This is a genomic window from uncultured Xanthomonas sp. (assembly GCF_964278005.1).
Taxonomy (GTDB): domain Bacteria; phylum Pseudomonadota; class Gammaproteobacteria; order Xanthomonadales; family Xanthomonadaceae; genus Xanthomonas_A; species Xanthomonas_A sontii.
This window is the reverse complement of the sequence record NZ_CAXYKF010000023.1, coordinates 514,502-539,048: the sequence shown is the minus strand read 5'-3', so window position 1 is coordinate 539,048 and position 24,547 is coordinate 514,502. Positions and strand designations below refer to the sequence as shown.

The 24,547-nt window shown below is 71.4% G+C and carries 21 protein-coding genes; 12 read left to right on the top strand and 9 right to left on the bottom strand.

Translation table 11 applies throughout. From position 1 onward, the window contains the following. Nucleotides 1-261: 261 nt before the first annotated feature. Complete coding sequence (locus ACHWVH_RS16635) at nucleotides 262-1,833, top strand: BCCT family transporter (protein ID WP_017914891.1); 1,572 nt, start codon at nucleotides 262-264, stop codon at nucleotides 1,831-1,833. A gap of 22 nt (nucleotides 1,834-1,855) precedes the next feature. Here ACHWVH_RS16635 and ggt read toward each other — a convergent pair whose 3' ends face one another. Further along, nucleotides 1,856-3,577 carry a gamma-glutamyltransferase gene (gene ggt / locus ACHWVH_RS16630; protein WP_295928280.1) on the bottom strand — a complete coding sequence of 574 codons (1,722 nt, stop codon included), beginning with the start codon at nucleotides 3,575-3,577 and terminating at the stop codon, nucleotides 1,856-1,858. Nucleotides 3,578-4,067: 490 nt separating this feature from the next. On the opposite strand from ggt, the gene ilvC reads away from it, so the two are divergent. The 9 genes from ilvC (at nucleotide 4,068) to leuB (ending at nucleotide 13,190) form a co-directional block, all read left to right on the top strand. After that, entirely contained in the window at nucleotides 4,068-5,075 is a 1,008-nt protein-coding gene (gene ilvC, locus ACHWVH_RS16625; RefSeq protein ID WP_010343386.1) for a ketol-acid reductoisomerase, read from the top strand. Nucleotides 5,076-5,118: 43 nt separating this feature from the next. Then, nucleotides 5,119-6,840: an acetolactate synthase 2 catalytic subunit gene (ilvG, locus tag ACHWVH_RS16620; protein ID WP_017911171.1), complete on the top strand. Its 1,722-nt coding sequence runs from the start codon at nucleotides 5,119-5,121 to the stop codon at nucleotides 6,838-6,840. Continuing rightward, nucleotides 6,824-7,072, top strand: a complete 249-nt coding sequence (locus tag ACHWVH_RS16615) for an ACT domain-containing protein (RefSeq protein ID WP_017910519.1) — start codon at nucleotides 6,824-6,826, stop codon at nucleotides 7,070-7,072. The genes ilvG and ACHWVH_RS16615 overlap by 17 nt, the downstream gene beginning before the upstream one ends. A gap of 156 nt (nucleotides 7,073-7,228) precedes the next feature. Next, nucleotides 7,229-8,329: a threonine dehydratase gene (locus ACHWVH_RS16610; protein WP_043094831.1), complete on the top strand. Its 1,101-nt coding sequence runs from the start codon at nucleotides 7,229-7,231 to the stop codon at nucleotides 8,327-8,329. Continuing rightward, the gene (locus tag ACHWVH_RS16605) at nucleotides 8,326-9,882 is read left to right on the top strand and encodes a 2-isopropylmalate synthase (protein WP_026144683.1); all 1,557 of its coding nucleotides are present in this window, start codon (nucleotides 8,326-8,328) and stop codon (nucleotides 9,880-9,882) included. Before ACHWVH_RS16610 ends, ACHWVH_RS16605 begins: the two co-directional genes overlap by 4 nt. An 84-nt stretch (nucleotides 9,883-9,966) precedes the next feature. Continuing rightward, complete coding sequence (gene leuC, locus ACHWVH_RS16600; RefSeq protein ID WP_017910522.1) at nucleotides 9,967-11,382, top strand: 3-isopropylmalate dehydratase large subunit; 1,416 nt, start codon at nucleotides 9,967-9,969, stop codon at nucleotides 11,380-11,382. Beyond that, nucleotides 11,382-11,561: a hypothetical protein gene (locus ACHWVH_RS16595; protein ID WP_048492492.1), complete on the top strand. Its 180-nt coding sequence runs from the start codon at nucleotides 11,382-11,384 to the stop codon at nucleotides 11,559-11,561. The genes leuC and ACHWVH_RS16595 overlap by 1 nt, the downstream gene beginning before the upstream one ends. Continuing rightward, nucleotides 11,561-12,139, top strand: a complete 579-nt coding sequence (gene leuD, locus ACHWVH_RS16590; RefSeq protein WP_017914017.1) for a 3-isopropylmalate dehydratase small subunit — start codon at nucleotides 11,561-11,563, stop codon at nucleotides 12,137-12,139. The genes ACHWVH_RS16595 and leuD overlap by 1 nt, the downstream gene beginning before the upstream one ends. Further along, entirely contained in the window at nucleotides 12,129-13,190 is a 1,062-nt protein-coding gene (leuB, locus tag ACHWVH_RS16585) for a 3-isopropylmalate dehydrogenase (RefSeq protein WP_394687577.1), read from the top strand. Before leuD ends, leuB begins: the two co-directional genes overlap by 11 nt. Nucleotides 13,191-13,368: 178 nt before the next feature. Here the strand turns inward: leuB and ACHWVH_RS16580 are convergent, their stop codons facing one another. The 8 genes from ACHWVH_RS16580 to ACHWVH_RS16545 form a co-directional block, all read right to left on the bottom strand. Further along, a complete protein-coding gene (locus ACHWVH_RS16580) occupies nucleotides 13,369-16,374 on the bottom strand; it encodes a diguanylate cyclase (RefSeq protein WP_394687576.1) in 3,006 nt (1,001 codons plus the stop codon). A 114-nt stretch (nucleotides 16,375-16,488) separates the two neighbouring features. Next, nucleotides 16,489-17,865, bottom strand: a complete 1,377-nt coding sequence (locus tag ACHWVH_RS16575) for an ATP-binding protein (RefSeq protein ID WP_017916793.1) — start codon at nucleotides 17,863-17,865, stop codon at nucleotides 16,489-16,491. Between the two features lie 17 nt (nucleotides 17,866-17,882). Then, a complete protein-coding gene (locus tag ACHWVH_RS16570; protein WP_295928287.1) occupies nucleotides 17,883-18,560 on the bottom strand; it encodes a response regulator transcription factor in 678 nt (225 codons plus the stop codon). Between the two features lie 21 nt (nucleotides 18,561-18,581). Further along, nucleotides 18,582-19,238 carry a tetratricopeptide repeat protein gene (locus ACHWVH_RS16565; protein WP_295928289.1) on the bottom strand — a complete coding sequence of 219 codons (657 nt, stop codon included), beginning with the start codon at nucleotides 19,236-19,238 and terminating at the stop codon, nucleotides 18,582-18,584. After that, nucleotides 19,235-20,053 (bottom strand): SDR family oxidoreductase, encoded by an 819-nt coding sequence (locus ACHWVH_RS16560; RefSeq protein WP_295928465.1) that lies wholly within the window; start codon nucleotides 20,051-20,053, stop codon nucleotides 19,235-19,237. The genes ACHWVH_RS16565 and ACHWVH_RS16560 overlap by 4 nt, the downstream gene beginning before the upstream one ends. Then, nucleotides 20,053-20,730, bottom strand: a complete 678-nt coding sequence (locus tag ACHWVH_RS16555; RefSeq protein ID WP_043094824.1) for a TenA family transcriptional regulator — start codon at nucleotides 20,728-20,730, stop codon at nucleotides 20,053-20,055. The genes ACHWVH_RS16560 and ACHWVH_RS16555 overlap by 1 nt, the downstream gene beginning before the upstream one ends. Next, nucleotides 20,727-22,220 carry an AMP-binding protein gene (locus tag ACHWVH_RS16550; RefSeq protein ID WP_394687575.1) on the bottom strand — a complete coding sequence of 498 codons (1,494 nt, stop codon included), beginning with the start codon at nucleotides 22,218-22,220 and terminating at the stop codon, nucleotides 20,727-20,729. Before ACHWVH_RS16550 ends, ACHWVH_RS16555 begins: the two co-directional genes overlap by 4 nt. Then, nucleotides 22,217-22,873, bottom strand: coding sequence for a thermostable hemolysin (locus tag ACHWVH_RS16545; protein ID WP_043094822.1), 657 nt, complete (start codon nucleotides 22,871-22,873; stop codon nucleotides 22,217-22,219). The genes ACHWVH_RS16550 and ACHWVH_RS16545 overlap by 4 nt, the downstream gene beginning before the upstream one ends. A 217-nt stretch (nucleotides 22,874-23,090) precedes the next feature. Between ACHWVH_RS16545 and ACHWVH_RS16540 the strand changes: the two genes are divergently transcribed. Together ACHWVH_RS16540 and ACHWVH_RS16535 are read left to right on the top strand one after the other, a co-directional pair. Beyond that, nucleotides 23,091-23,753: a TetR/AcrR family transcriptional regulator gene (locus ACHWVH_RS16540; protein ID WP_193314164.1), complete on the top strand. Its 663-nt coding sequence runs from the start codon at nucleotides 23,091-23,093 to the stop codon at nucleotides 23,751-23,753. Between the two features lie 134 nt (nucleotides 23,754-23,887). After that, complete coding sequence (locus ACHWVH_RS16535; RefSeq protein ID WP_010344493.1) at nucleotides 23,888-24,547, top strand: protein-L-isoaspartate O-methyltransferase; 660 nt, start codon at nucleotides 23,888-23,890, stop codon at nucleotides 24,545-24,547.

The following is a 24,547-nucleotide window of genomic DNA, read 5'->3' as shown; positions in this document are numbered from 1 at the left end:
ACATCGACAGACACGGCCACGACACGGCGATGACGTCGTCTTCGCGAAGATGCCTGCCTTGCAGCCCGACCGACCCGTCCTGGGCGCCAAGCGCACGGTGTTGCGCGACCTCGCCTCGCAGTGACAGCGCGATGCGGCAGGCGACAGCGCCGGCACCCGGTGCCCGCTGCGGGCGCCGCACGCTGTCTCGACGCCGCCTGCCCTGCGTGGGTGTCGCCAGCGGCGGCGCCCCGTCCATTCCACGACTGGAGACGCTCCACCATGGTGTTCCGCATTTCCATCGCCTTGGTGGCGCTGCTGGTCCTGATCGCCGGCGTTGCCCCCGGCCCCTTCAATGACGTGGTGCAGACCGCGCTGACGGACGTGATCCGCAGTGCCGGCTGGCTGTACCTGCTGATCGTGTTCCTGACCCTGAGCTTCCTGCTGTACCTGGCGTTCGGTCGCTTCGGCAACCTGCGCATCGGCGGCGAAGACGCCGAGCCGGATTTCTCGCGCGGGAGCTGGCTGTCGATGTTGTTCGCCGCCGGCATGGGCATCGGCCTGGTGTTCTGGGGTGCGGCCGAGCCGATCTCGCATTTCCTCAAACCGCCGGAGGGGCTGGCGCCGGAGAGCATGCAGGCGGCACGCGCGTCGATGCGCTACGCCTTCTTCCACTGGGGCCTGCATCCCTGGGCGGTGTATGCGCTGATCGGCCTGGCGATGGCCTGGTTCCAGTACAACCGCAACGGCCGCGGGCTGATCAGCGACATCCTGCAGCCGGTCATCGGCCGCCATCACCGCGGCTGGATCGGGCAGTGCGTGAACATCGCCGCGGTGGTGGCCACCGCGGTCGGCGTGGCGACCACCCTGGGCTTCGGCACCATCCAGATCGCCGCCGGCGTGCAGCGCGTGTTCGGGGTGCACGCCGGAGTGCCGTTGCAGTTGACGGTGATCGGCGTGGCCTTCGTGCTGTACATGCTGTCCACCAGCACCGGTGTGGAACGCGGCATCAAGTGGCTGTCCAACATCAACCTGGCGCTGGCGGCACTGCTGCTGGCCGCGGTGCTGGTGCTCGGCCCCACCGGCTTCATCTTCGACACCTTCACCACCACGCTGGGCGCCTACCTCAATCAACTGGTGACGATGAGCCTGCGCATGTCGCCGTTCTCCGGCGACCGCTGGGTGGCCGACTGGACCATCTTCTACTGGGCCTGGTGGATCGCCTGGGCGCCGTTCGTCGGCGCGTTCATCGCCCGCGTCTCGCGCGGCCGCAGCGTGCGCGAATTCGTCGTCGGCGTGGTGCTGGCGCCGACCCTGCTCGGCTTCCTGTGGTTCTCGGTGTTCGGCGGCACCGCGCTGTGGTCGCAGCTGTTCGGCCACGTGGACATGCTGCAGGCGCTGCACAACGGCTACGAGACGGTGCTGTTCACCCTGTTCGACAGCCTGCCGGGGTCGCTGCTGCTGTCGAGCGTGGCGTTGTTGCTGCTGATGATCTTCTTCGTCAGTTCCGCCGATTCGGCGGTTCTGGTGCTGGCCAGCATGTCCACCGACGAGGCCGGCGACCCGCCGCTGGCGCGCAAGCTGGTGTGGGGCGTGGCGGTGGCGCTGATCGCCGCGGTGCTGTTGCTGGCCGGCGGCCTGGATGCGCTGCAGGGCGTGATCACCATCGCGGCGCTGCCGTTCGCCTTGCTGATGGTGCTGGTGATCGTATCGCTGTACCGCGTGCTCGATGCCGAGTCCAACCGCCAACGCCGCCAGGCGCAACGCGCCAGGCACATGATCGAGGCCTGGATCGCGCGCGAACAGGCGGCGCGGGACGACGCAGACGCGGCGGCGCCCCGCGCACAGGAATGAACGCCGCCGCGCGCGGCGTCCCTCAATAACCGGCAGCCTGCCCGTCCTTGCGGCTTTCCGAAGCGCCGTAGTACACGCCGCTGTCCGGGTCGCGCGCGATGGCCTGGTAACCGCCGTACGGCCCGTCGGCGAAGATCACCCGATGACCCTTGCGCATCAGTTCGCGGATGGTGTCGTAGGCGAAGCCGGTTTCCAGGTTCAGCTCGCCGCCGTCGCGCATCGGCGTGGCCTGCCCGGTCGGCTCGGTGGAGCCGTCGTGCTGGATCCGCGGCGCGTCGCCGGCCTCCTGCAGGTTCATGTGGAAATCGATCAGGTTCATCAGGATCTGCACGTGGCCCTGCGGCTGCATCGCCCCGCCCATCACCCCGAAGCTCAGCCACGGCTTGCCGTCCTTGGTCACGAACGCGGGGATGATGGTCTGGAACGGACGCTTGCCCGGCGCGTAGCCGTTGGGATGGTCCTTCTGCAGCACGAACATCTCGCCGCGGTCCTGCAGGATGAAGCCCAGCCCCGGCGGCGCCATGCCGCTGCCCATGCCGCGGTAGTTGGACTGGATCAGCGACACCATCATGCCGTCGGCATCGGCGACGGTCAGGTAGATGGTGTCGCCCTCTTCCAACTGCTTCGGCGTGCCCGGCTGCACTTCCTTCAGCGCGCGGTCCATCGAGATCAGCGCGCGCCGCTGCGCGGCGTAGTCCTTGGAGATCAGCCGCGCCAGCGGCGCCGGCTGGAACGCCGGGTCGGCGTAGAAGCGCGCACGATCGGCGAAGGCCAGCTTCTTCGCTTCGGTGAACAGGTGCACGTGCTCGGCCGAGCCGAACGGGATCCTGGAGAAGTCGTAGCCCTCCAGGATGTTGAGCATCTGCAGCGCGGCGATGCCCTGGCTGTTGGGCGGCAGTTCCCACACGTCGTAGCCGCGGTAGTTGGTGGACACCGGCTCGACCCATTCGCCGTGGTGGCTGGCCAGGTCCTCGTAGCGCAGGAAGCCGCCGTTGGCCTTGAAGTAGGCATCGATGGTGCGCGCGATCGGGCCCTTGTAGAACGCGTCGCGGCCGCCGTCGGCGATCTGCTGCAGGGTGTCGGCCAGGTTCGGGTTCTTCCACAGCTCGCCCTTGCGCGGGGCGTGGCCGTCGATGGTGAACTGCTCCTTGAAGCCAGGGTACTGCGACAGCCGCGGCACCGAGCGATCCCAGTAGTAGGCGATGGTCTCGGCCACCGGATGGCCGTCGCGGGCGTAGCGGATCGCCGGCGCCAGGTTCTGCGCCATCGTCCTGCGCCCGAAACGTTCGTGCAGCGCGAACCAGCCGTCGACCGCACCGGGCACCGAGACCGGCAGCGGACCGGTGGCCGGGATATCCTTCAACCCGCGGCGCTTGAACTCGGCCAGGGTCAGCGCCTTCGGCGAACGGCCGGAGCCGTTGTAGCCGTACAGCTTCTGCGTCTTCGGATCCCAGACGATGGCGAACAGGTCGCCACCGACGCCGTTGCCGGTCGGCTCCATCAGCCCCAGCGCGGCATTGGCGGCGATCGCCGCATCCACCGCCGAGCCGCCCTCACGCATGGTCTCCAGTGCGATCTGCGTGGCCAGCGGCTGCGAGGTGGCGGCCATGGCGTGCGGGGCGATCACTTCCGAGCGCGTGGCGAACGGCTGGCCGGTGATGCGGTCGGCGGCCTGCGCCGGCACCGACGTCGCCAGTGCCAGCGCGAGCGCCAGGCGCGCCAGGGAAGGAAGCGAAACGGACATGCGCGGCTCTCCGGAGAACAGGGGACGCCCACCGTACCCGAGTGCGGCGGGTGCCGCCGCGCAGGCGCTCACATCGCGCCATCGCAAAGGCCGGATTTCCGCGCAATTGGCGCCATTCGTCGCCTGCTCCACCTCCGTTTCATGCGTAACCATGCAGTGCTGGCGCGGCTTTCGGCACATTCGCCCGCGGAGGCCCGCAACACAGTTGACAGTCGCGCAAAGCCCATGGTTATCTCGCTGCATGTTGCAGCGCCACACCCGCCCGAAGTCGACCCGCCAGCCCGCCGCGTTGCGCGCGGACACTGCTGCGTCGCTCCTCGTACTCGTGCTTATTACCTCGCCCACAAGTGCGGGACGAACCGGCGTGTAAGCGACAAGCAGCCAGGATTCGATCAGACCCCGCACCGGCAACGGCGCGGGGTTTTTCGTTTCAGTGACCACGAATGCAAGACCCCTCTCCACTCCAACACCGTTCAAGGACATCCGCACAATGACCAGTTCCGCCCAGCCCACCACCAAGATCGCCATCGTCGGTTACGGCAGCCAGGGCCGCGCGCACGCGCTGAACCTGCGCGAGTCCGGCTTCGACGTCACCATCGGCCTGCGTGCCGGCGGCCCGACCGAAGCCAAGGCGCAGGCCGACGGCTTCGTGGTGAAGAGCCCCGCCGAGGCGGTCAAGGACGCCGACCTGGTCGCGGTGCTGACCCCGGACATGGTGCAGAAGAAGCTGTACGAGGAGGTGCTGGCGCCGAACATGAAGCAGGGCGCGTGCCTGCTGTTCGCGCACGGCCTGAACGTGCACTTCGACATGATCAAGCCGCGCGCCGACCTGGATGTGGTGCTGGTCGCGCCGAAGGGCCCGGGCGCGCTGGTGCGGCGCGAGTACGAGATCGGCCGCGGCGTGCCGTGCATCTGGGCGGTGTACCAGGACAAGAGCGGCAAGGCCGAGCAGTTCGCGCTGGAGTACGCCGCCGGCCTGGGCGGCGCGCGCGCCAACCTGATCAAGACCACCTTCAAGGAAGAGACCGAGACCGATCTGTTCGGCGAGCAGGCGGTGCTGTGCGGCGGCGCCTCGTCGCTGGTGCAGGCCGGCTTCGAAGTGCTGGTGGAAGCCGGCTACCAGCCGGAAATCGCCTACTACGAAGTGCTGCACGAACTGAAGCTGATCGTCGACCTGTTCTACGAAGGCGGCATCACCCGCATGCTCGAGTTCGTCTCCGAGACCGCGCAGTACGGCGACTACGTCAGCGGCCCACGGGTGATCGACGCGGCGACCAAGGAGCGCATGCGCGACGTGCTGACCGACATCCAGAACGGCACCTTCACCAAGAACTGGGTGGCCGAATACGACGCCGGCCTGCCGAACTACAAGAAGTTCAAGCAGGCCGATCTGGACCACCCCATCGAAACGGTCGGCAAGCAGCTGCGCGCCAAGATGGTGTGGCTCAACGGCGACGCCGCTGCCGCACCGGCCGCCGGCGGCACCAAGGCCGCGTAATCCGCGGCTCCCCCACCCGCTTCCACCGAAAGGTCGCCACCGTATGAACTCCTCCGCTCACGGCACGCCCCGCAACGGCGCGCGCTGGCTGACGCAGGCCCTGGAAGCCGAAGGCGTGGACACGCTGTTCGGCTATCCGGGCGGCACCATCATGCCGTTCTACGACGCGCTGGTAGACAGCCAGCTCAAGCACATCCTGGTCCGCCACGAACAGGGCGCGGCGCTGGCCGCCAACGGCTACGCCCGCGCCAGCGGACGGGTCGGCGTGTGCGTCGCCACGTCCGGCCCGGGCGCGTCCAACCTGGTCACCGGCATCGCCGATGCGATGCTCGACTCGGTGCCGATGATCTGCCTGACCGGGCAGGTCGCCACGCCGCTGCTGGGCACCGACGCGTTCCAGGAGCTGGACGTGTTCGGCCTGACCCTGCCGATCGTCAAGCACAGCTTCCTGGTGCGGCACGTGGACGACCTGCCGCAGGTGCTGCGCGACGCGTTCCGCATCGCCCGCGAAGGGCGGCCGGGGCCGGTGCTGATCGACCTGCCCAAGGACGTGCAGCTGGCCGATGCCGCGCATCTGCCGGCGCACGTGCCGGCGGCGGTGCCGACCCCGCCGGCGCCGCAGGACGCGGTGCTGGCCGAGGCGCTGGCGGCGATCGCCGGCGCCGAGAAGCCGGTGATCTACGGCGGCGGCGGCATCGCCCTGGGCGATGCGGTGGACGCGTTCCGCGCGTTCGTCGAGGCCACCCGCATCCCCACCGTGCTGACCCTGCGCGGCCTGGGCGCATTGCCGCACGCGCACCCGCATTACCTGGGCATGCTCGGCATGCACGGCACCCGCGCCGCCAACATGGCGGTGCAGGAGTCGGATCTGCTGATCGTGGTCGGCGCGCGCTTCGACGACCGTGCCACCGGCAAGCTGGCCGAGTTCGCGCCGTTCGCACGGGTCATCCACCTGGACGCCGACGCCTGCGAGATCTCCAAGCTGCGCCAGGCCGACATCGCCGTGCCCGGCGACGTGGCGCAGGCGCTGCGTGCGCTGGCCGCGGCGACCAGCACCTGCGAGGCCTGGCACGCCCGCTGCGTCGGCCATCGCGAGAAGTTCGGCGCGCGCTACGACGCGCCCGGGCAGGACATCTATGCGCCCGGCCTGCTGAAGCGGCTGAGCGAACTGGCCCCGGCCGACACCGTGATCGCCTGCGACGTCGGCCAGCACCAGATGTGGGTCGCCCAGCACTGCCGCTTCAACCACCCGCGCAATCACCTGACCAGCGGCGCGCTGGGCACCATGGGCTTCGGCCTGCCGGCGGCGATGGGCGCGCAGTTCGCCTGCCCCGACCGCACCGTGGTGCTGGTCAGCGGCGACGGCAGCTTCATGATGAACGTGCAGGAGCTGGTCACCATCGCCCGCTGCAAGCTGCCGGTGAAGATCGTGCTGCTGGACAACAGCTCGCTGGGCATGGTGCGGCAGTGGCAGGAACTGTTCTTCGCCGAGCGCTACAGCGAGATCGACCTGTCCGACAACCCGGATTTCGCCGCGCTGGCGCAGGTCTTCGGCATTCCGGCCAAGCGCATCACCGCGCGCGGCCAGGTCGACGACGCGCTGGCCGAGCTGCTGGCGCAGCCGGGCCCGGCGCTGCTGCACGTGGCCATCGACGCCCGCGCCAACGTGTGGCCGCTGGTGCCGCCGAACACCGCCAACAGCACCATGCTGGAAAGCAATCCCGCTGCCCAGCGCCAGGAGACGACACATGCGTTACCAGCTTGACCTGGTGCTGAAACCGATCGATGGCGCCCTGCTGCGCGCGATCGGCATGGCCGAACGCCGCGGCTTCGCGCCGATCTCGATCAGCGGCGCGCCGGTGGCCGAGGACGCCGGCCGCTGGCACCTGCAGCTGGTGGTGGACGGCAACCGCCCCGGCGAGACCCTGCGCCTGCAGATGGAGAAGGTCTACGACTGCGAATCGGTGCGCGTGACCGCGCTGGATGGGGTGGTATGAGGCGGTCGGGACCCGGGGCCCGGGACTCGGGACCCGTGGCGGTCGCCGCGGACGTCAGGCGCAGCGCGAGACGCGCGAAAGCCAGGACTGCGCGGAGGTGTCTTCTTCCACGGAGGTCGCTTCTCCGGGAACCCGCTTTTCCCGGGTCCCGAGCGCATGTCTAACATCCCAGCCCCGCAGGAGCCGGATGTAGGCCATGTCGCGGTCAGCGTGGCCGACGTACTGGCCGCGCAGGCGAGGCTGCGCCGCTATCTGCCGCCGACGCCGGTGCATTACGCCGAGCGCTTCGGCGTCTGGCTGAAACTGGAAAACCTGCAGCGCACCGGCTCCTACAAGGTCCGCGGCGCGCTCAATGCGCTGCTGGCCGGGCTGGAACGCGGCGACGAGCGCGCGGTGATCTGCGCCTCCGCCGGCAACCACGCGCAAGGCGTGGCCTGGGCCGCGCACCGCCTGGGCGTGCAGGCGATCACGGTGATGCCGCATGGCGCGCCGCAGACCAAGATCGCCGGCGTCGCGCACTGGGGCGCCACCGTGCGCCAGCACGGCAACAGCTACGACGAGGCCTTCGCCTTCGCCCGCGAACTGGCCGAGCAGAACGGCTACCGCTTCCTGTCCGCCTTCGACGACCCGGACGTGATCGCCGGCCAGGGCACCGTCGGCATCGAGCTGGCCGCGCACGCCCCGGACGTGGTGATCGTGCCGATCGGCGGCGGCGGCCTGGCCTCCGGCGTGGCCCTGGCGCTGCGCTCGCAGGGCGTGCGCGTGGTCGGCGCCCAGGTCGAGGGCGTGGACTCGATGGCGCGGGCGATCCGCGGCGACGTCCGCGCCGTGGATCCGGTGCCCACCCTGGCCGACGGCGTCAAGGTTAAAATCCCCGGGTTCATCACCCGCCGGCTGTGCGCCAGCCTGCTCGACGATGTGGTGATCGTGCGCGAGGCGGAACTGCGCGAAACGCTGGTCCGCCTGGCGCTGGAGGAGCACGTCATCGCCGAGGGCGCCGGCGCGCTGGCCCTGGCGGCCGGGCGCCGCGTCGCCGGCAAGCGCAAGTGCGCGGTGGTGTCCGGTGGCAACATCGACGCCGGCGTGCTGGCGACGCTGCTGTCGGAGGTGCGCCCGCGCCCGCCGCGCAAGCCGCGCCGCCGCAGCGCCGAGCGACTTCGTAGCCAACGTCCCGCCCCGCCCGCTCCTGCCCGCATCGCCGCGTCCCCGCATCCCCATCCGCAAGCCAACGCCGCCGTAGAGGAACCCATCTGGTGAACACTTCCGTTTCTTCCCAGACCCCCCGCATCCGCATTTTCGACACCACCCTGCGCGACGGCGAGCAATCCCCCGGCTGCAGCATGACCCCGCCGCAGAAGCTGGTGATGGCGCGCGCCCTGGCCGAGCTGGGCGTGGACATCATCGAGACCGGCTTCCCGGCCAGCTCGCAGTCCGACCGCGAGGCGATGGCGCTGATCGGCCGCGAAGTGCGCGGCCCGACCCTGGCGGTGCTGTCGCGCTGCCTGGCCGCCGACATCGAGACCTCGGCGCGGGCGCTGGAAGCGGCGGCCAATCCGCGCCTGCACGTGTTCCTGTCGACCAGCCCGCTGCACCGCGAGCACAAGCTGCGCATGACCCGCGAGCAGGTGCTGGAGTCGGTCCGCAAGCACGTCGCGCTGGCGCGCCAGTACGTGGACGACGTGGAGTTCTCGGCCGAGGACGCCACCCGCACCGAGGAGGATTTCCTGGCCGAGGTCGCCAGCGTGGCGATCGCCGCCGGCGCCACCACCATCAACCTGCCCGACACGGTCGGCTTCACCACCCCGGAAGAGATCCGCGGCATGTTCGCGCGGATCATCGCCAGCGTCCCCGGCGCCGACCGCGTGGTGTTCAGCGCGCACTGCCACAACGACCTGGGCCTGGCCGTGGCCAACTCGCTGGCCGCGGTGGAAGGCGGCGCGCGGCAGGTGGAATGCGCCATCAACGGCATCGGCGAGCGCGCCGGCAATTGCGCGCTGGAAGAAATCGCGATGGCGCTGAAGGTGCGCAACGCGTTCTACGAACTGGACACCGCGATCCACACCCCGCGCATCGTCGCCACCTCGCAGTTGCTGCAGCGCCTGGTCGGCATGCCGGTACAGCGCAACAAGGCGATCGTCGGCGGCAACGCCTTCGCCCACGAGTCTGGCATCCACCAGCACGGCATGCTGCGCCACCGCGGCACCTACGAGATCATGCGCCCGGAAGACGTGGGCTGGGAGTCCTCGCAGATGGTGCTGGGCCGCCACAGCGGCCGCGCCGCGGTCGAGCAGCGCCTGCGTGCGCTCGGCTACGTGCTGGACGAGGCCGAACTGAACATCGCCTTCGACGCGTTCAAGGCGCTGTGCGAACAGCAGCGCGTGGTCAACGACGCCGACCTGCAGGCGATGATGCAGGACGCGCCGGAGAGCCAGGGCTACCGCCTGTCGTCGATGACCGTCAGCGACCGCGGCCAGCGCGCCAGCGCGCAGGTCGAGCTGTCCGATCCGGACGGCCAGCGGGTCAGCGAGCGCGCCGAGGGCGACGGCCCGGTGGACGCGCTGTTCGCCGCACTGTCGGCCGCCACCGGCGTGCAGCTGGTACTGGACAGCTACCAGGTGCACAGCGTCGGCATCGGCGCCGACGCGCGCGGCGAGGCCAATCTCAGCGTGCGCCACGGCGAGGTCGAGTACGACGGCACCGGCACCAGCCGCGACATCATCGAGGCCAGCGCGCTGGCCTGGCTGGACGTGGCCAACCGCGTGCTGCGCCAGCGCCAGGGCGCGCCGGCCGCGGCCGACGCGCTGGCCTGAGCGGCCACAGCGCGGTCATCGTCCTCGTGCACGCTCGCCTTCGTTCCCCTTCCCCGCCCAGCTTTCCTGCCAGGTAGTTCCGCAATGTCCGCCACTCCCCGCACCCTGTACGACAAGCTGTGGGACGCGCACGTCGTCGTCCCCGAAAGCGCCGCCGCCCCGGCGGTGCTGTACATCGACCTGCACCTGATCCACGAAGTGACCTCGCCGCAGGCGTTCACCGAACTCAAGACGCGCGGCCTGGCGCCGCGCCGGCCCGACCGCACCAAGGCGACGATGGACCATTCCACGCCGACCCTGCCGCGCGGCGCCGACGGCAAGCTGCCGTACTACACCCCGGCCTCCGAGGCGCAGGTGGACATGCTCGCGCGCAACTGCGCCGACTACGGCATCGAACTGTTCGACATGGGCTCGGACAATCGCGGCATCGTCCACGTGATCGCACCGGAACAGGGCTTCACCCAGCCCGGCATGACCATCGTCTGCGGCGACAGCCACACCTCCACGCATGGCGCGTTCGGCGCGCTGGCGTTCGGCATCGGCACCAGCGAGGTCGGCCACGTGCTGGCCACCCAGTGCCTGCTGCAACGCAAGGCCAGGACCATGGCGATCACCGTCGACGGACCGCTGGCGCCGGGCGTCGGCGCCAAGGACGTGATCCTGCACATCATCGGCGTGATCGGGGTCAACGGCGGCACCGGCCACGTGCTGGAGTACCGCGGCTCCACCATCGAAGCGATGGACATGGAACAGCGCATGACCCTGTGCAACATGTCGATCGAGGCCGGCGCGCGCGCCGGCATGGTCGCGCCGGACCAGGTCACCTTCGACTGGGTCGCCAACACCCCGCGCGGCCCCAAGGGCGCCGACTTCGACGCCGCCGTGCAGCGCTGGTCGCAGCTGCGCAGCGATCCCGGCGCGCGCTTCGACGCCGAGGTGCGCATCGACGCGCGCGACATCCGCCCGACCCTGACCTGGGGCACCCACCCCGGCACCGCGATCGCGGTGGACGTGCCGATCCCGGCCGCGCAGGATCCGGCGGCGCAGAAGGGCCTGCACTATATGCACCTGGAAGCCGGGCACGCGCTGATCGGCACGCCGGTGGACGTGGTGTTCGTCGGCTCCTGCACCAACGGCCGGCTCAGCGACATGCGCGAAGTGGCGCAGGTGCTGCGCGGCCGCAAGGTGGCGCCGCACGTGCGCATGCTGGTGGTGCCGGGCTCGGAAATCGTCAAGCGCCAGGCCGAGGCCGAGGGCATCCACGAGGTGGTACGCGCGGCCGGTGCGGAATGGCGCGAATCCGGCTGCTCGATGTGCATCGCCATGAACGGCGATCTGGTGGCGCCGGGGCAACTGGCGGTGAGCACCAGCAACCGCAATTTCGAAGGCCGCCAGGGCCCGGGGTCGCGCACCCTGCTGGCCTCGCCGCTGACCGCGGCCTGGGCGGCGGTGAACGGCCAGGTCAGCGATCCGCGCGCGCTGTTCGCGGAGGTCGCGTGATGGCGCCGCACATCGCCGCGTTCGCGGCCACGCTGACCTTCGTCGCCACCACCACCCGCGCCTTCGCGCACCGCCACCAGCCGCTGCTGCCGCCACACGTGCCGCCCGCGGCGCTGCCGCCGGTGGCCGACGCCGCGGCGCCCGCCCCCGACTCCGTCGCTTCCCAGGAGACCCCGTGATGGCCGGCTTCGCCACCCTCACCTCGCGCAGCGTGGTGCTGCGCCAGACCAACATCGACACCGACCAGATCATCCCGGCGCGGTTCCTGTCCACCACCGAACGCGCCGGCCTCGGCCGCCACGCCTTCAACGACTGGCGCTGGCAGGCCGACGGCACGCCGAACCCGGAGTTCGCCTTCAACCAGGCGCACAACGCCGGCCGCCAGATCCTGCTGGCCGGGCGCAACTTCGGCTGCGGCTCCTCGCGCGAGCATGCGCCGTGGGCACTGACCGACCTGGGCCTGCGCGCCATCGTCAGCAGCGAGATCGCCGACATCTTCCGCAACAACAGCCTCAAGAACGGCCTGCTGCCGATCGTGCTGGCCGAGGACGACGTGCAGACGCTGATGCAGCGCCCGGACGACGAACTGACCGTGGACGTGGCCGCGCGCGAGCTGCGCACGCCCGACGGCCGCGTCTACGCCTTCCCGCTCGATGCGTTCTCGCAGACCTGCCTGCTCGAAGGCGTGGACGAGATGGGTTACCTGTTGCTGCGCCAACCCGACATCGAACGCTACGAGGCCACCCATGCACGCTGACATCGTCGTCCTGCCCGGCGACGGCATCGGTCCGGAAGTCGCCGCCGCCGCGGTCGCGGTGCTGCGCGCCGTCGCCGCACGCCACGGCCACGACTTCCAGTTCCACGAACACGACATCGGCGGCATCGCCATCGACCGCCACGGCGAGCCGCTGCCGGAGGCGACGCTGACCGCCTGCCAGGGCGCCGACGCGGTGCTGCTGGGCGCGGTCGGCGGACCGAAGTGGTCCGACCCCAACGCCAAGGTGCGCCCCGAACAGGGCCTGCTGGCGATCCGCCGCGGCCTGGGCCTGTTCGCCAACCTGCGCCCGGTCAAGCCGCACAAGGCGGCGCTGGACGCCTCGCCGATCAAGCCGCACCTGCTGCAGGGCGTGGACATCGTGGTGGTGCGCGAACTGACCGGCGGCATCTACTTCGGCGACAAGACCCGCAGCGCCAGCGACGCCAGCGACCTGTGCCGCTACACCGTCGCGGAAATCGAACGGGTGTTGCGCAGCGCGTTCCGCCTGGCCCGGCAGCGCCGCAACCACGTGGTCTCGGTGGACAAGGCCAACGTGCTGGAAACCTCGCGGCTGTGGCGCGACGTCGCCGCACGCATCGGCCGCGAGGAATTCCCGGACGTGCGCCTGGAACACCAGTTGGTCGATTCGATGGCCATGCACCTGCTGGCCAAGCCGCGCGAGTACGACGTGATCGTCACCGAGAACATGTTCGGCGACATCCTCACCGACGAAGCCTCGATGCTGGCCGGCTCGCTGGGCCTGCTGCCGTCGGCCTCGCTGGGCGACGGCCGCATCGGCCTGTACGAGCCGATCCACGGGTCGGCGCCGGACATCGCCGGCAGGGGCATCGCCAACCCCTACGCGACCATCCTCAGCGCGGCGCTGCTGCTGCGCCACTCGCTGGGCCTGGAAGCCGAGGCGGCGGCGATCGAGCAGGCGGTGGATGCCGCGCTCGACGCGCAGGCGTTCACCGCCGATCTCGCCGCGCCCGGCCAGGGCATCTCCACCGAAGCCGCCACGCAGACGGTGCTGCAGCGCCTGCAGGCCTGATCCGCGGCGGCGCACCCGCGCCGGCCGTCTCCCGCCCGCCGCAGCGATGCGGCGGTGCGCAACGCCCCATTGCCACGCCCCACGCTCTTCGCGGCGCCTGCCTGGCGCCTGCGCGCGCTTCCTACACAACGTTCGTCGCCGCGCCACCGACGCGCTGCGTCCGGGTTGCGGCAGCGGCCTAGCCGACCACCCGATCGCGGCCTTCGCGCTTGGCCTGGTACAGGTGCTTGTCGGCCTTCACCAGCAGGTCGCGGCGGGTGCGCAGGGCCGGCGACAGGCAGGCGAAGCCGATGCTGGCGGTGAAGCGCACCGCGCGACCGTCGTCGGCGTACAGCACCAGGTCGGCCACGCGCAGGCGCAGCGCGTCCAGGCGCGCGCGCGCCGCCTCCTGGTCCAGGCCGGGCAGCACCAGCAGGAATTCCTCGCCGCCATGGCGTGCGGCGAACGCCTGCTCGCCGAGGCTGTCGCGCAGCGCCTCGCCGACCCGGCGCAGCACCTCGTCGCCGATCTCGTGGCCGTAGGCGTCGTTGATCTTCTTGAAGTGGTCGATGTCCAGCAGCGCCACGCACAACGGCGTGCGCGCGCTCAGCGCCCGCTCCAGCGCCGTGTTGAGATAGGGATCGCCGGTGCGTCGGTTGGGCAGGCCGGTCAGCGCATCGTGCCCGGCCTGGTAGGCGAGCTTGCGCACCAGGTCCTCGCGTTCGAGATTGGCCAGCTTCAACGCCAGGTTCTTGGCCTTCAGCTCGTGGGTGCGCTCGGCGATGATGGTGTTGAGCCGGCGCTGGCGGCGCCGGTAGCGACGGCTGCGGCCGCGGTACCACCACAGGATCAGACCGGTCGCGCACAGCGCCGCCAGCACCACGAACGGCCAGCGCTCCCAGAACGGCGGCACCAGTTGCAGTTGCAGCGAGGCGCTGCCGATGCGTTCGCTGCGCGACCAGTCCAGCGGACTGGTCATCGCCTGCACGTCCAGGCGATAGCTGCCCGACGGCAGGTTGGTGTAGACGGCTTCCTCGTTGCTGCCGGCATCGACCCACTGCCGGTCGAATCCCTGCAGGCGGTAGCGGTAGCGCACCTTGTCCGGCGAGCGGAAGCTCAGCCCGGCATAGCCGACCGCGAGCCGGGCGACACCGCCGTGCAGGCGGTACTCGCCACGCAGCGGCTGCGCCACGCCATCCACCTGTACATGCGAGATCACCAGCGGCGGCGCACGCACGTTGCGCCGGCTCGGCAGGGCCGGATCGATCAGCGCCAGCCCGGCCGAGGTCGGGATCAGCAGCACACCGTCGCGGCTGCGCCAGCCGGCCGGTGCGCTGCTGCCGTTGCCCTGCCCGCCGGGCATGCCGTCGCTGCGGTCGACCACGTCCACCGCCAGGGTGCTGCGCTGGCCAGCGTCCAGCTCCGCCAGCCGCGCACGCGCGATGCGCAGCACGCCGCGGTTGCTGTTCGCCCACAGGTTGCCGTTGCCGTCGTCGAGCAGCCGGAACAGCTTGTCGCGCGGCAGACCGACGCTATGGTCGTAGATGCGCCACCGCCCGCCGCGCAGCCGCAGCAGGCCGCGGTCGCTGGCGACCCACAGGGTGCCGTCGGCATCTTCGAGGAAGTCGAAGGCGTTCTGCGCCGGGAAGCCCTGCCCGCTTGGCCGCGCCTGCAGCGTGCCGTTGCCCGCGAGCGTGGCGACGCCCTGATTGGTGCCGATCCACAGCACGCCGGCGTGGTCGCGGTACAGTGCCTGCACCTGTCGCCCGGGCAGGCCGTCGGCGCTGCCGTAGGCCCGCGTGCGATCGCCCTTGCGGTACAGCAGCCCCTCGTTGCCGCCGATCCACAGGCCGCCGTCGGCATCGGCCAGCAGCGCGCGCACCATGGAGCGCGGCACGCCCGCGGCCACGCCCAGGCGTTGCCGGATCGTGCCGTCGGCCGACAGCAGCAGCACGCCCTGGTCGTAAGTGCCCACCCACATGCCGCCGTCGCGGGCGGCGGCCAGCGCCAGCACCGATGGATCGCGGCCCGGCCGCTCGCTCAGCCGTACCGCGCGGATGCGGCCGCCCTCCCAGCGGTCCACGCCGGCGGCATGGCCGATCCAGATCGTGCCATCGGCGTTCTGCTCGACCACGCGTACGTAGTCGCTGCCGAGCCCGTCCTGGCGGGTCAGGCCGCCGGCGTCGCCCTTGGCGACACGGAACAGCCCGTCGGTGCTGCCGGCCCACACCAGGCCCTCGTGGTCCTCGATCAACGCGGGGCTGACCACGCCGGAGATCGACAGGACTTCGTCGCTGGCGCCGTTGGCGGTGCGCCGCAACAGTTGCCCGCTGGACAGGCTCATCCATAGCTGGCCGTCCTGGTCCTGCAGCGCGGCATCGACGCGCTGGCCGCGCCGCAGCCATTGCAGCTCGCCGTTGCCGCCAAGCCAGAACACGCCCTCGTCGCTGGCCACCAGCAGGCCGCCGTGACGGTCGGGGGTCAGCCGCCGGATCGAGGCGGTGCGCATCGCCGCCGTGCCCCAGCGTTGCGCCTGCGTGTCGTGCGCGGTCAGACGGAACAGCCCCTGCGAGGTGCCCACCAGCACCGCATCGCGGTAGCGCAGCAGCGCGGCGATGCGGGTCCGGCGCAGCCCCGCGGCGGTGCCGACATCGACCAGGCGGCCGTCGGCCTCGATCCGGAACAGGCCGTCCTCGCTGCCCACCCACAGCGCGCCGTCGGCATCGCGCAGCATCGCGGTGACCCGCAGGCGCTGCGCGCGCGCATCGCCCAGATGCTCCCAGCGCCCGGCGGCGTAGCGGAACACGCCGTCGTAGGCGGTGCCGACCAGCATGCCGCCATCGGTTTCGGCGAGCAGCGCGAACACGCCCGACAACTCCATGCCCGGGGTGTTCTGGCGATCGAAGACGGTGAAGGCGCGGCCGTCGAAGCGGGCCACGCCTTCCCAGGTTCCCACCCAGATCATGCCGTCGCGGTCCTGGGCCAGCGCGTGCACCAGGTTGTGCGGCAGCCCCTCTTCCATGGTCCAGCGCGCGATCACCGGACGGTCGAGCACGGCGCGCTCGGTCAGCGGCGCGGCCGGTTCGGCGCGCGCGGCGGCACTGGCGCAGCACAGCGCCAGCAGCAGGCATATCACCACGCCCAGGCGGCGACACAGCGCGTGCGCGCCGTCGCGACTATCGTGACGCCGATCCCCCTGTTCCATCCCTTTCCGAATCACACCTGCAACGGCGCGCGGGTACCCCCTGTGGGCAGATGGCTAATCTATCACCGCCTGTTCGGCGCCGATGTCAGGGTGTTCCTGACGCCCAGGCCTGGCTCACGGGGGCAGCGGCAGGGTCACGCAGACGCGCAGGCCGCCCAGGGTCGGCGAGGCGTCCAGGGTCACCTCGCCGCCGTGCGCGGTCACCACCTCGCGCACGATCGCAAGGCCCAGGCCGCTGCCTTCCACGCCACTGCCCAGCTCGCGGTGGAAGCGCGCGAACACCCGCTCGCGCGCCTCGGCCGGGATGCCGGGGCCGGAATCCTCGACGCTGAAGCAGACGCCGTCACGGCCGGCGCACAGCGCCACCTCGACCTGGCCCTGCGGCGGCGCATAGCGCAGCGCGTTGTCGATCAGGTTGCGCACCAGCGCCGACAGCGCCGCCTCGTTGGCCGGCAGCCGTGCCGGGTCGTTGCGGCGCAGGTGCAGGTGCTGGCCGCGGCGCGCGGCCTGGTCGCGCGCCTCCTCCACCTGCAACGCCACCAGTGCGTCCAGCGCCAGCGGCGACAGCGCCGCGGCGGCAGCCCCCGGCTCGACCCGGCTCAGGGTCAGCAACTGCGCGACCAGCCGCTCCACCCGGCGCACGCTGGCGTCCAGGTGCCGCTGCGATTCGCTGCGCTCGTCGGCGTCGCGGGCCTGGCGCAGATTGTCGGCGTGCACCTTCAGCGCGGCGATGGGAGTGCGCAGTTCGTGCGCGGCATCGGCGATGAAGCGGCGTTCGCGCTCCAGCGCGGTCTGCAGGCGCCGCATCAGCCCGTTGACCGCGGCGACCAGGCCGAGGATCTCGCGCGGCACGCCCTGCAGCGGCAGCGGTTCCAGCCGCTGCGGGTCGCGCTCGCCGATCGCCTGCGAGACCCGGCTCAGGGCACCGCTGGCCCAGCTCACCACCAGCCACACCAGCACCACCAGCACCGGCAGGGCCAGCAGCAACGGCAGGGCCGTGCCCAGCGCGATGTCCTCGGCCAGTTCCTCGCGGATATCGGCCTGTTCGCCGGTCTGGAACCAGCGCCCGCCCGGCGAGCGCAGGCTGAAGGTGCGCCAGCGGTCGCCATCCAGGGTGACGTCGGCGAAGCCGGCGCGCAGCGGCGCCAGTTGCCGGGTCGGCCCGCTGTCCGAGCGCAGCAGCAGATGGCCATTGCGGTCGCGCACCTGGAACGCGAGTTTGCTTTCGTAGGCGTGCCCGGTGCGGAACGCCAGCGCCTCGCCCACGCCCTGCGCCTGGCCATGCCAGCCGCGGATCACGATGGCATCGCCGGCAGGGCCCAGCCGCGACAGATCGTCCAGCGGCTCGTCGACCAGGCTCAGCAACACGCGCGAGGACTGCACCAGCTTGGCATCGAACATCTCGCCGGCCTCCTGCAGCCCGGCGCGGTAGCTCAGCAGCGCGGTCAGCGCGAACACCGGCACCACCACGCCGAGCAGGCCGCCCAGCAAGCGTCGCCGCATCGAACTCATGGCGCCGCCGTCGCGGCCTGGGTGTCGAGCGCGTAGCCGACCCCGCGCACGGTGCGGATCAGCGCCGGATCGAGCTTGCGCCGCAACTGGTGCACGTGCACGTCCACCGCGTTGCTGGCCACATCCTCGTCCCAGCCGTACAGCCGCTGCTGGATCGAATCGCGGGCGATGGCGCGGCCGTGGCGCTCGGCCAGCAGCCACAGCAGGGCGAACTCGCGCCGGGTCAGGTCCAGCGCACGGCCGCGCCAGCGCACCGCCAGGCGCTCCGGGTCCAGGTACAGCGCGCCGATCTCCAGCTGCGGCGTGGCGCGGCCGGCGCTGCGCCGCAGCAGCGCACGCGTGCGCGCCAGCAGTTCGGTGGTGTCGAAGGGCTTGCCCAGGTAATCGTCGGCGCCCACGTCCAGGCCCAGCGCACGGTCGGCCGGCCGCTCACGCGCGCTGAGCACCAGGATCGGCACGTCGGCACCGAGCTGGCGGGTGCGCCGGATCACCTCCAGCCCGTCCATCCGCGGCAGCCCCAGGTCCAGCAGCACCAGGTCGATCTCGCCATCGCCGATCGCGGCCAGCGCGGCGGCACCGTCCTGCACCCAGTCCACCGAATAGGCGGCGCGGCGCAGGGCGGTGCGGATGCCCTCTCCCAGCGACAGATCGTCTTCCACCAGCAGGATGCGCATGACCGCAGTGTGGGCGGCCGCTCAGCGGCTGGCAAGATGCGTTTCGACCTCGTGCAGCGCCGCCTGGATCTGCTGGCGGCGGCCGTGGTCGGCCACCTCGCGGCCGGGCCGCGGCGGCGCCGCCAGGGCCTTGCGCAGCGCCGCCGCGGCGCCGCTCCAGTCCTTTTGCGCGCGCAGGAAATCGCCGTAGAAGTAGTTGGCGTCGATGCCGTCCGGGTCGTACTGCAGGCCCTGCTGCAGCAGCGCGCGCGCCTTGGCGTCGTCGCCGAAGCCCACCGGCCAGCCCGGCACCTGGTAGTACAGCGCGCCCAGGCTGGTGCAGCCGGCGCCGTTCAGGGCGGCCGGGTCCAGCGCCAGCGCCTGCTCGAAATCGCTGCGGGCGCGCTTGACCAGGCCCAGCGCACCGAGGCCGCCGCGCTCGCCGGCTTCGCTGGACAGCACGATGCCCTCCCAGATCAGCGCCGCCGGATCGCGCGGCGCCGCCTGGCGGGCGGCGGCCGCCTGCGCGGCCAGGCTGGCATAGGCCTGCAGGCGCTGCGGCTTCGGCGTATGGTAGGCGACCTGGGCCCACTGGTCGCGCACCGCGACCACCGCCGGCGTCAGCGGCGCGGCGGCGACGGCCGCCCCCAGCGGCGACAGCGCAAGCAACAACGACAGCGCACGCAGACGGACGTTCATCGGACATCTCCAAATCGGGAAGGAGCGCGCGCGGCATGCCGGCGCACCACGGGCAACTGCGCTTTCAAACTGCGGTCCACCAGCCCCGGCAAGGCGCCGTTGAGGCGGGCGAAGAGCTTTTCCGGCCAGCCGATCTGCAGGCGCCGGTCGCCGCGTTCGATCGCCTGGCGCAGCGCGCGCGCCACCCGCTCGGGCGTATCCGCGCCGACCTTCAGCTCCTGGTTCATCGCATCCACCTGCGCGGTATTGAACGCGGTGCGGGTGGCGCGCGGCGCCAGGTACTGGAAACGCACATGGCTGTCGGCGTACTCGCGCGCCAGTGCCTCGAACAGCCCGCGCAGGCCGAACTTGCTGGCGCTGTAGCCGGCGAAACCGGGGAACCCCAGGCTGCCGAAGGTCGAGCCCACCGCCACCACCGTGGCCTGCGGCTGCGCCTGCAGCAACGGCAGCAGCGCGCGCACCAGCAACATCGGCGCCATCAGGTTGGTGTCGAGCAATTGCCGCAGATCCTGCTCGGACTGCTCCGCGAACAGGCCGAAGCCGCTCTGCGCATGCGCGATCAGCAGCAACGAGGGACGGATCGGCAAGGCCCCGGCGGCGGCGAGCAACTGCGCGCGCCCGGCCGGCGTGGACAGGTCCAGCGGCAGCGGCAGCACCCGCCCCTGCGGATGCCGGCCGGCGACCTGCGCCAGGCGCACCGGGTCGCGGCCGACCGCCAGCACGCAGGCACCGGCGGCCACCAGTTCGTCGCACAGAGCGGCGCCGATGCCGCCGCTGGCGCCGGTGAGAATCACACTGCGTCCGTTGAGATCCATCATGCGGCCTCCGCCATGGGCAGCGCCGGCTGTGCGCGCAGGCTGCGGAAAATGTCGCCGTACAGGCCGTAGAAGCGCTTGGCCGCATGTACCACGGCGCGCTGGTCGTCGGCATCGTCGAGCCGGTCCATCAGGCCTTCGAAGAAGCCGGCATGCTCGATGTCCAGGTCGCCGTGCGAGCGCAGGTAGCTGAAGGCGTTGCGCGGCAGGCCCAGCGAGGTCTCGATGCTCTCGGCCGCGCGCGTGGCCAGCGCCACGCTGGTGCCTTCCAGCACCAGCACCATGCCGAAGAAGCCCACCGGATTGCCGCGGGCGATGGTGTCGTAGGCGTAGGCCACCATCAGTTCGGTCGCCGCCGATGGCATCGAGGCGGCGGCGGCGGCGCGGTCGGCGCCGCAGGCGGCCAGGTCGTCGAGGATCCACTCCTGGTGGCCCAGTTCTTCCTCGATGTACTCGGCCACCGCGCTGCGCAGCCACTCCAGCCGTGCCGGCAGGCGCGCGCCGCAGGCCATCAGCAGGGGCACGGTATGGCGCACGTGGTGATAGGCCTGGCCAAGGAAGGCGACGTAGTCGGCGCCGGCGATCTGCCCGGCCAGGGCAGTCTGGATGATCGGGATGGCAATCAGGTCGGCGCGTTCGGCCTGGGTCTCGGCGAGCAGCCGGGCATGGAAACTCATTGGAAGGCTCCTGGGGCGGGATCGGGTTCGAGTTCGGCGTAGCGCTGCGCCACGGCGTCGGCGTAGCGCTGCAGGATGGCGTCGCGGCGCGGGCGGCCGTTGCCGGTGAGCAGACCGTCGGCGGCGCTGAACGGCGCGGCGGCGCGCACGAAGCCGGCGACGCGGGCGTAATCGGGCAGGCCGGCGTTGACCTCGGCCAGCGCGCCGTGCAGCGCGGCGTCGTCTTCGCCGGCGCGGCGCGGCCACAGCACCGCCAGGTTGTGCGCGCGCGCCTCGCCGCACACCACCGCCTGCGCGATCAGCGGATGCTGCAGCAGTTCGCTTTCCACCCACTCCGGCGAGACGTTGCGGCCGAACGCAGTGATGAACACATGCTTGCGGCGGCCGGTGATGTGCACGAAGCCGTCGGCATCGACATGGCCCAGGTCGCCGGTGGCGATCGGCCCCGGTGCCGGGCCGGGCGCGCCCAGGTAGCCCAGGCAGCGCACGCCCTCGACCTGCAGTTCGCCATCGACCACCCGCACCCGCGCATGCGGCAGCGGCCGTCCGACGCTGCCCAGGCGCTGCGCCTCGGGCCGGTTCAAGGCCACCACCGAGGCGCACTCGGTCAGGCCGTAGCCTTCGAACACCGGCAACTGCAGCGCCGCCGCACGGCGCAGCAGGCCCGGGCCGACGCGGCCACCGCCGACCGCCAGGTAGCGCAACGAGGCGGGCAGCGGCACGCCGCGCTCGGCGGCCATGACCAGCCCCAGCAGCAACTGCGGCACCAGGATCACGCTGTGCGGCTGGTAGCGGTGCAGGCAGGCGATCAGGGTCGGGATGTCCAGGCCGGCAGCGCCGCTGTAGCCGATCTCGGCCAGCGACGGCAGCGCGATCTGCGCGCCGGACAGCAGCGGCGCGTACAGGCCGCCAACGTTCTCCAGCAGCGTCGACAGCGGCATCAGGCACAGGTGCCGGCGCGGCGCCAGCGCCGAGGCGGCGTCGGCCAGCGAGCCGGCGACCTGCAGCAACGCGTCGGCGCTCAGGCACACGCCCTTCGGCTGGCCGGTGGTGCCGGAGGTGTAGGTGATGCAGCCGGTGCCCGCGGGCAGGGCCACCGGCGCCTGCGTCAGGCGCCGGCCGGCCAGTCCCGGCTCCGGCAGGCGCAACGCCTCGCCGTCGAGGTCGGCCAGGGCCGGACCCGGCGCCGCGATCAGCCCCTGCGCACCGCTGCTGGCCAGGGCGTACTGCACCTGCGCCGGGCTGAAGAAGGTCGGCAGCGGCACGTGCACGCCGCCGTTCAGGCGGATCGCCAGATCCAGCAGCAGCCACTCGGGGCCATTGTCCAGGCGGCTGGCGACGCACTGCACCCCATGTCCCTGCAGCGCATCGGCCAGGCGCTGGGCGCGCTCGAGCAGATCGCGCTCGCGCAGCGCCCCATCGGCATAAAGCACGCGTGCGTCGTCGCCGCGCAAGCCGGCCAGCAGGTCGGCGACGCCGGGCGTGCTCACGGCGCCCCCGCCAGGCAGGCGCGGAACGTGGGCAGCACGCCGTGGCGGGGTTCCGCCTCGCGCTGCAGGAAGGCGTGCCCGGCGGCGATGTCGCCGAACATCAGCCGCGGCTGCGCCGCGTAGTAGTCGCCCCAGTCGCTGGGATCGTCGCGCAGGTCCTGGCCGCGCGCCTCGCCCAGCTCCACAGTGGCCAGGTGCAGGCGGTCGAAGGCGTTGCGCAGTTGCCGGGTCGCCACGAACAGCACCCAGCGCAGGCCCGCGCCATGCAGGGTGCAGGTCAGTGCGCGGATCATCGCCCGCGCGTCGCCGGCGTGCTCGGCGGCGAAATTGCCCACCTCCACCAACTCCGTGCGCACCACCCGCCGCGGCATCCGCTCGGCGATCGCCAGCTCGGCCGGCTGCGCCAGGTACTGCTCGACGAACAGCGGACCCTCGCTGGCGCAGCGCAGCCCCAGCGCGGCCTGCAGGCGACCGTCGGCGCCGTGGTAGGCGAGCAGGTGCGGAAGAAAGCCGCGCAGGACCGCGCCGTAGCGCTCGCGGTAGACCCGGGCGATGAAGGCTTCCACCTGCGCGCGATCGGGATGCAGGGCATCGACCAGCACAGGATCGGCGAAGCGGAAACCGGAAGCAGCGGAGAGGGGGACGATGGCCATGGCGGCATCGTCGGGGCAGTCGATTAGGCGACCATGAGCCCGATGTTAGGCAAATGTAAGCCGCGCATAAGCAAAGCATTGGACGCCGTGGCCCTGCCGTCCGTGCGCGCCGGCGCACTGCGCAGCCCGGCCCCCACGCCCGCCGAACGCAGCGTCACAATAATGAACCAGCGGGTCTAGTATAAATATCGAACCGACTGGTCTAGTATTGCCACCCATGGTCAGCAAATCGTCCGCCGCCTCCGCCAAATCCTCCTCGCGTCCCGCCGGGCCCGGTCGCCCCAAGGACATGGGCAAACGCGCCGCGATCCTGGAAGCGGCACGGGAAATGTTCACCGAACTGGGCTTCGGCGGGGTCAGCATGGACGGCATCGCCGCCCGCGCCGGCGTCTCCAAGCTCACCGTCTACAGCCACTACGGCGACAAGGAAACCCTGTTCGCCGAGGCGGTGCGCGCGCAATGCCAGGCGCTGCTGCCCGACGACCTGTTCGGGCACGCCCTGAAAGGACCGCTGCGCACCCAGTTGCTGGACATCGGCCAGGCCTTCTTCGCCATGATCAGCAGCGACGCGGCGATGGCCACCCACCGCATGATGCTGACCCCGGGCACCGGCGACGACCACGTCCGCGAGATGTTCTGGAATGCCGGTCCCAAGCGCACCCAGCAGCACCTGGCGCAACTGCTGCAGGCCCACGTCGCCGCCGGCGCGCTGGACATCGCCGACCTCGACCTGGCCGCCTCGCAGTTCTTCTGCCTGGTCAAGGGCGAGCTGTACTCGCTGATGATGTGCGGGCTGTGCCGCGACGCCAGCCAGGAGCGGATCCGCGCCCATGTCGAGGCCAGCATCGACTTCTTCCTGCGTGCCTATGCGGCGCGCTAGCCCGGCCGTGGGGCTGTCCGCGACGGCCGATGACTTCCGGCACTGCGCGCCGGACCGTCCGGCGGCGATGCTGCGGCATACGCCCGGCCTCCGTGCCGGCTAAAATGCCCGGCCCTCCGCGTTGGATGCCCGAAATGACGATCGACTACTCCCAAGCCCGCGAAAAGATGGTGGAACAGCAGGTCCGTCCCTGGGACGTGCTGGACCTGCGCGTGCTCGACGTGCTGTCGCGGCTGCCGCGCGAGACCTTCGTGCCGCCGGCCCACCGCGCCGTGGCCTACGCCGACCTGGAGATTCCGCTGGGCCACGGCCAGTTCATGATGAAGCCGGTCATCGAAGGCCGCATGCTGCAGGCCCTGGACCTGCAGCCGGGCGAGGACGTGCTGGAGATCGGCACCGGCAGCGGCTTCGTCAGCGCCTGCCTGGGCGAGCTCGGCCGCGAAGTGGTCAGCCTGGAGATCGAGCCGGCCCTGGCCGCCGCCGCGCGCGCCAACCTGGACGCCGCCGGCCTGGGCAGCAACGTCCGCATCGAGACCGCCGACGCCTTCGCCTGGAACAGCGAGCGCCGCTTCGACGTGGTCTGCGTCACCGCCGCGGTCACCGAGATCCCGGCCCAGTTCCTGGCCTGGCTGCGCCCCGGCGGCCGCCTGTTCGCGATCCGCGGCCGCGCGCCGGTCATGGAAGCGGTGCTGGTGCATGCCGAAGCGGGCGCGCCGCGCACGGAATCGCTGTTCGAAACCGACCTGGCGTACTACCTGCGAGGCGCAGCGCCAGTCCCCCAGTTCACATTCTGA

Bases quoted from the DNA above. Each gene is read 5' to 3' on its own strand.
- ACHWVH_RS16635 (WP_017914891.1), top strand. From the start codon at position 262: ATGGTGTTCCGCATTTCCATCGCCTTGGTGGCGCTGCTGGTCCTGATC.
- ggt (WP_295928280.1), bottom strand. From the start codon at position 3,577: ATGTCCGTTTCGCTTCCTTCCCTGGCGCGCCTGGCGCTCGCGCTGGCA.
- ilvC (WP_010343386.1), top strand. From the start codon at position 4,068: ATGACCAGTTCCGCCCAGCCCACCACCAAGATCGCCATCGTCGGTTAC.
- ilvG (WP_017911171.1), top strand. From the start codon at position 5,119: ATGAACTCCTCCGCTCACGGCACGCCCCGCAACGGCGCGCGCTGGCTG.
- ACHWVH_RS16615 (WP_017910519.1), top strand. From the start codon at position 6,824: ATGCGTTACCAGCTTGACCTGGTGCTGAAACCGATCGATGGCGCCCTG.
- ACHWVH_RS16610 (WP_043094831.1), top strand. From the start codon at position 7,229: ATGTCTAACATCCCAGCCCCGCAGGAGCCGGATGTAGGCCATGTCGCG.
- leuC (WP_017910522.1), top strand. From the start codon at position 9,967: ATGTCCGCCACTCCCCGCACCCTGTACGACAAGCTGTGGGACGCGCAC.
- ACHWVH_RS16595 (WP_048492492.1), top strand. From the start codon at position 11,382: ATGGCGCCGCACATCGCCGCGTTCGCGGCCACGCTGACCTTCGTCGCC.
- leuD (WP_017914017.1), top strand. From the start codon at position 11,561: ATGGCCGGCTTCGCCACCCTCACCTCGCGCAGCGTGGTGCTGCGCCAG.
- leuB (WP_394687577.1), top strand. From the start codon at position 12,129: ATGCACGCTGACATCGTCGTCCTGCCCGGCGACGGCATCGGTCCGGAA.
- ACHWVH_RS16580 (WP_394687576.1), bottom strand. From the start codon at position 16,374: ATGGAACAGGGGGATCGGCGTCACGATAGTCGCGACGGCGCGCACGCG.
- ACHWVH_RS16570 (WP_295928287.1), bottom strand. From the start codon at position 18,560: ATGCGCATCCTGCTGGTGGAAGACGATCTGTCGCTGGGAGAGGGCATC.
- ACHWVH_RS16565 (WP_295928289.1), bottom strand. From the start codon at position 19,238: ATGAACGTCCGTCTGCGTGCGCTGTCGTTGTTGCTTGCGCTGTCGCCG.
- ACHWVH_RS16560 (WP_295928465.1), bottom strand. From the start codon at position 20,053: ATGGATCTCAACGGACGCAGTGTGATTCTCACCGGCGCCAGCGGCGGC.
- ACHWVH_RS16555 (WP_043094824.1), bottom strand. From the start codon at position 20,730: ATGAGTTTCCATGCCCGGCTGCTCGCCGAGACCCAGGCCGAACGCGCC.
- ACHWVH_RS16545 (WP_043094822.1), bottom strand. From the start codon at position 22,873: ATGGCCATCGTCCCCCTCTCCGCTGCTTCCGGTTTCCGCTTCGCCGAT.
- ACHWVH_RS16540 (WP_193314164.1), top strand. From the start codon at position 23,091: ATGGTCAGCAAATCGTCCGCCGCCTCCGCCAAATCCTCCTCGCGTCCC.
- ACHWVH_RS16535 (WP_010344493.1), top strand. From the start codon at position 23,888: ATGACGATCGACTACTCCCAAGCCCGCGAAAAGATGGTGGAACAGCAG.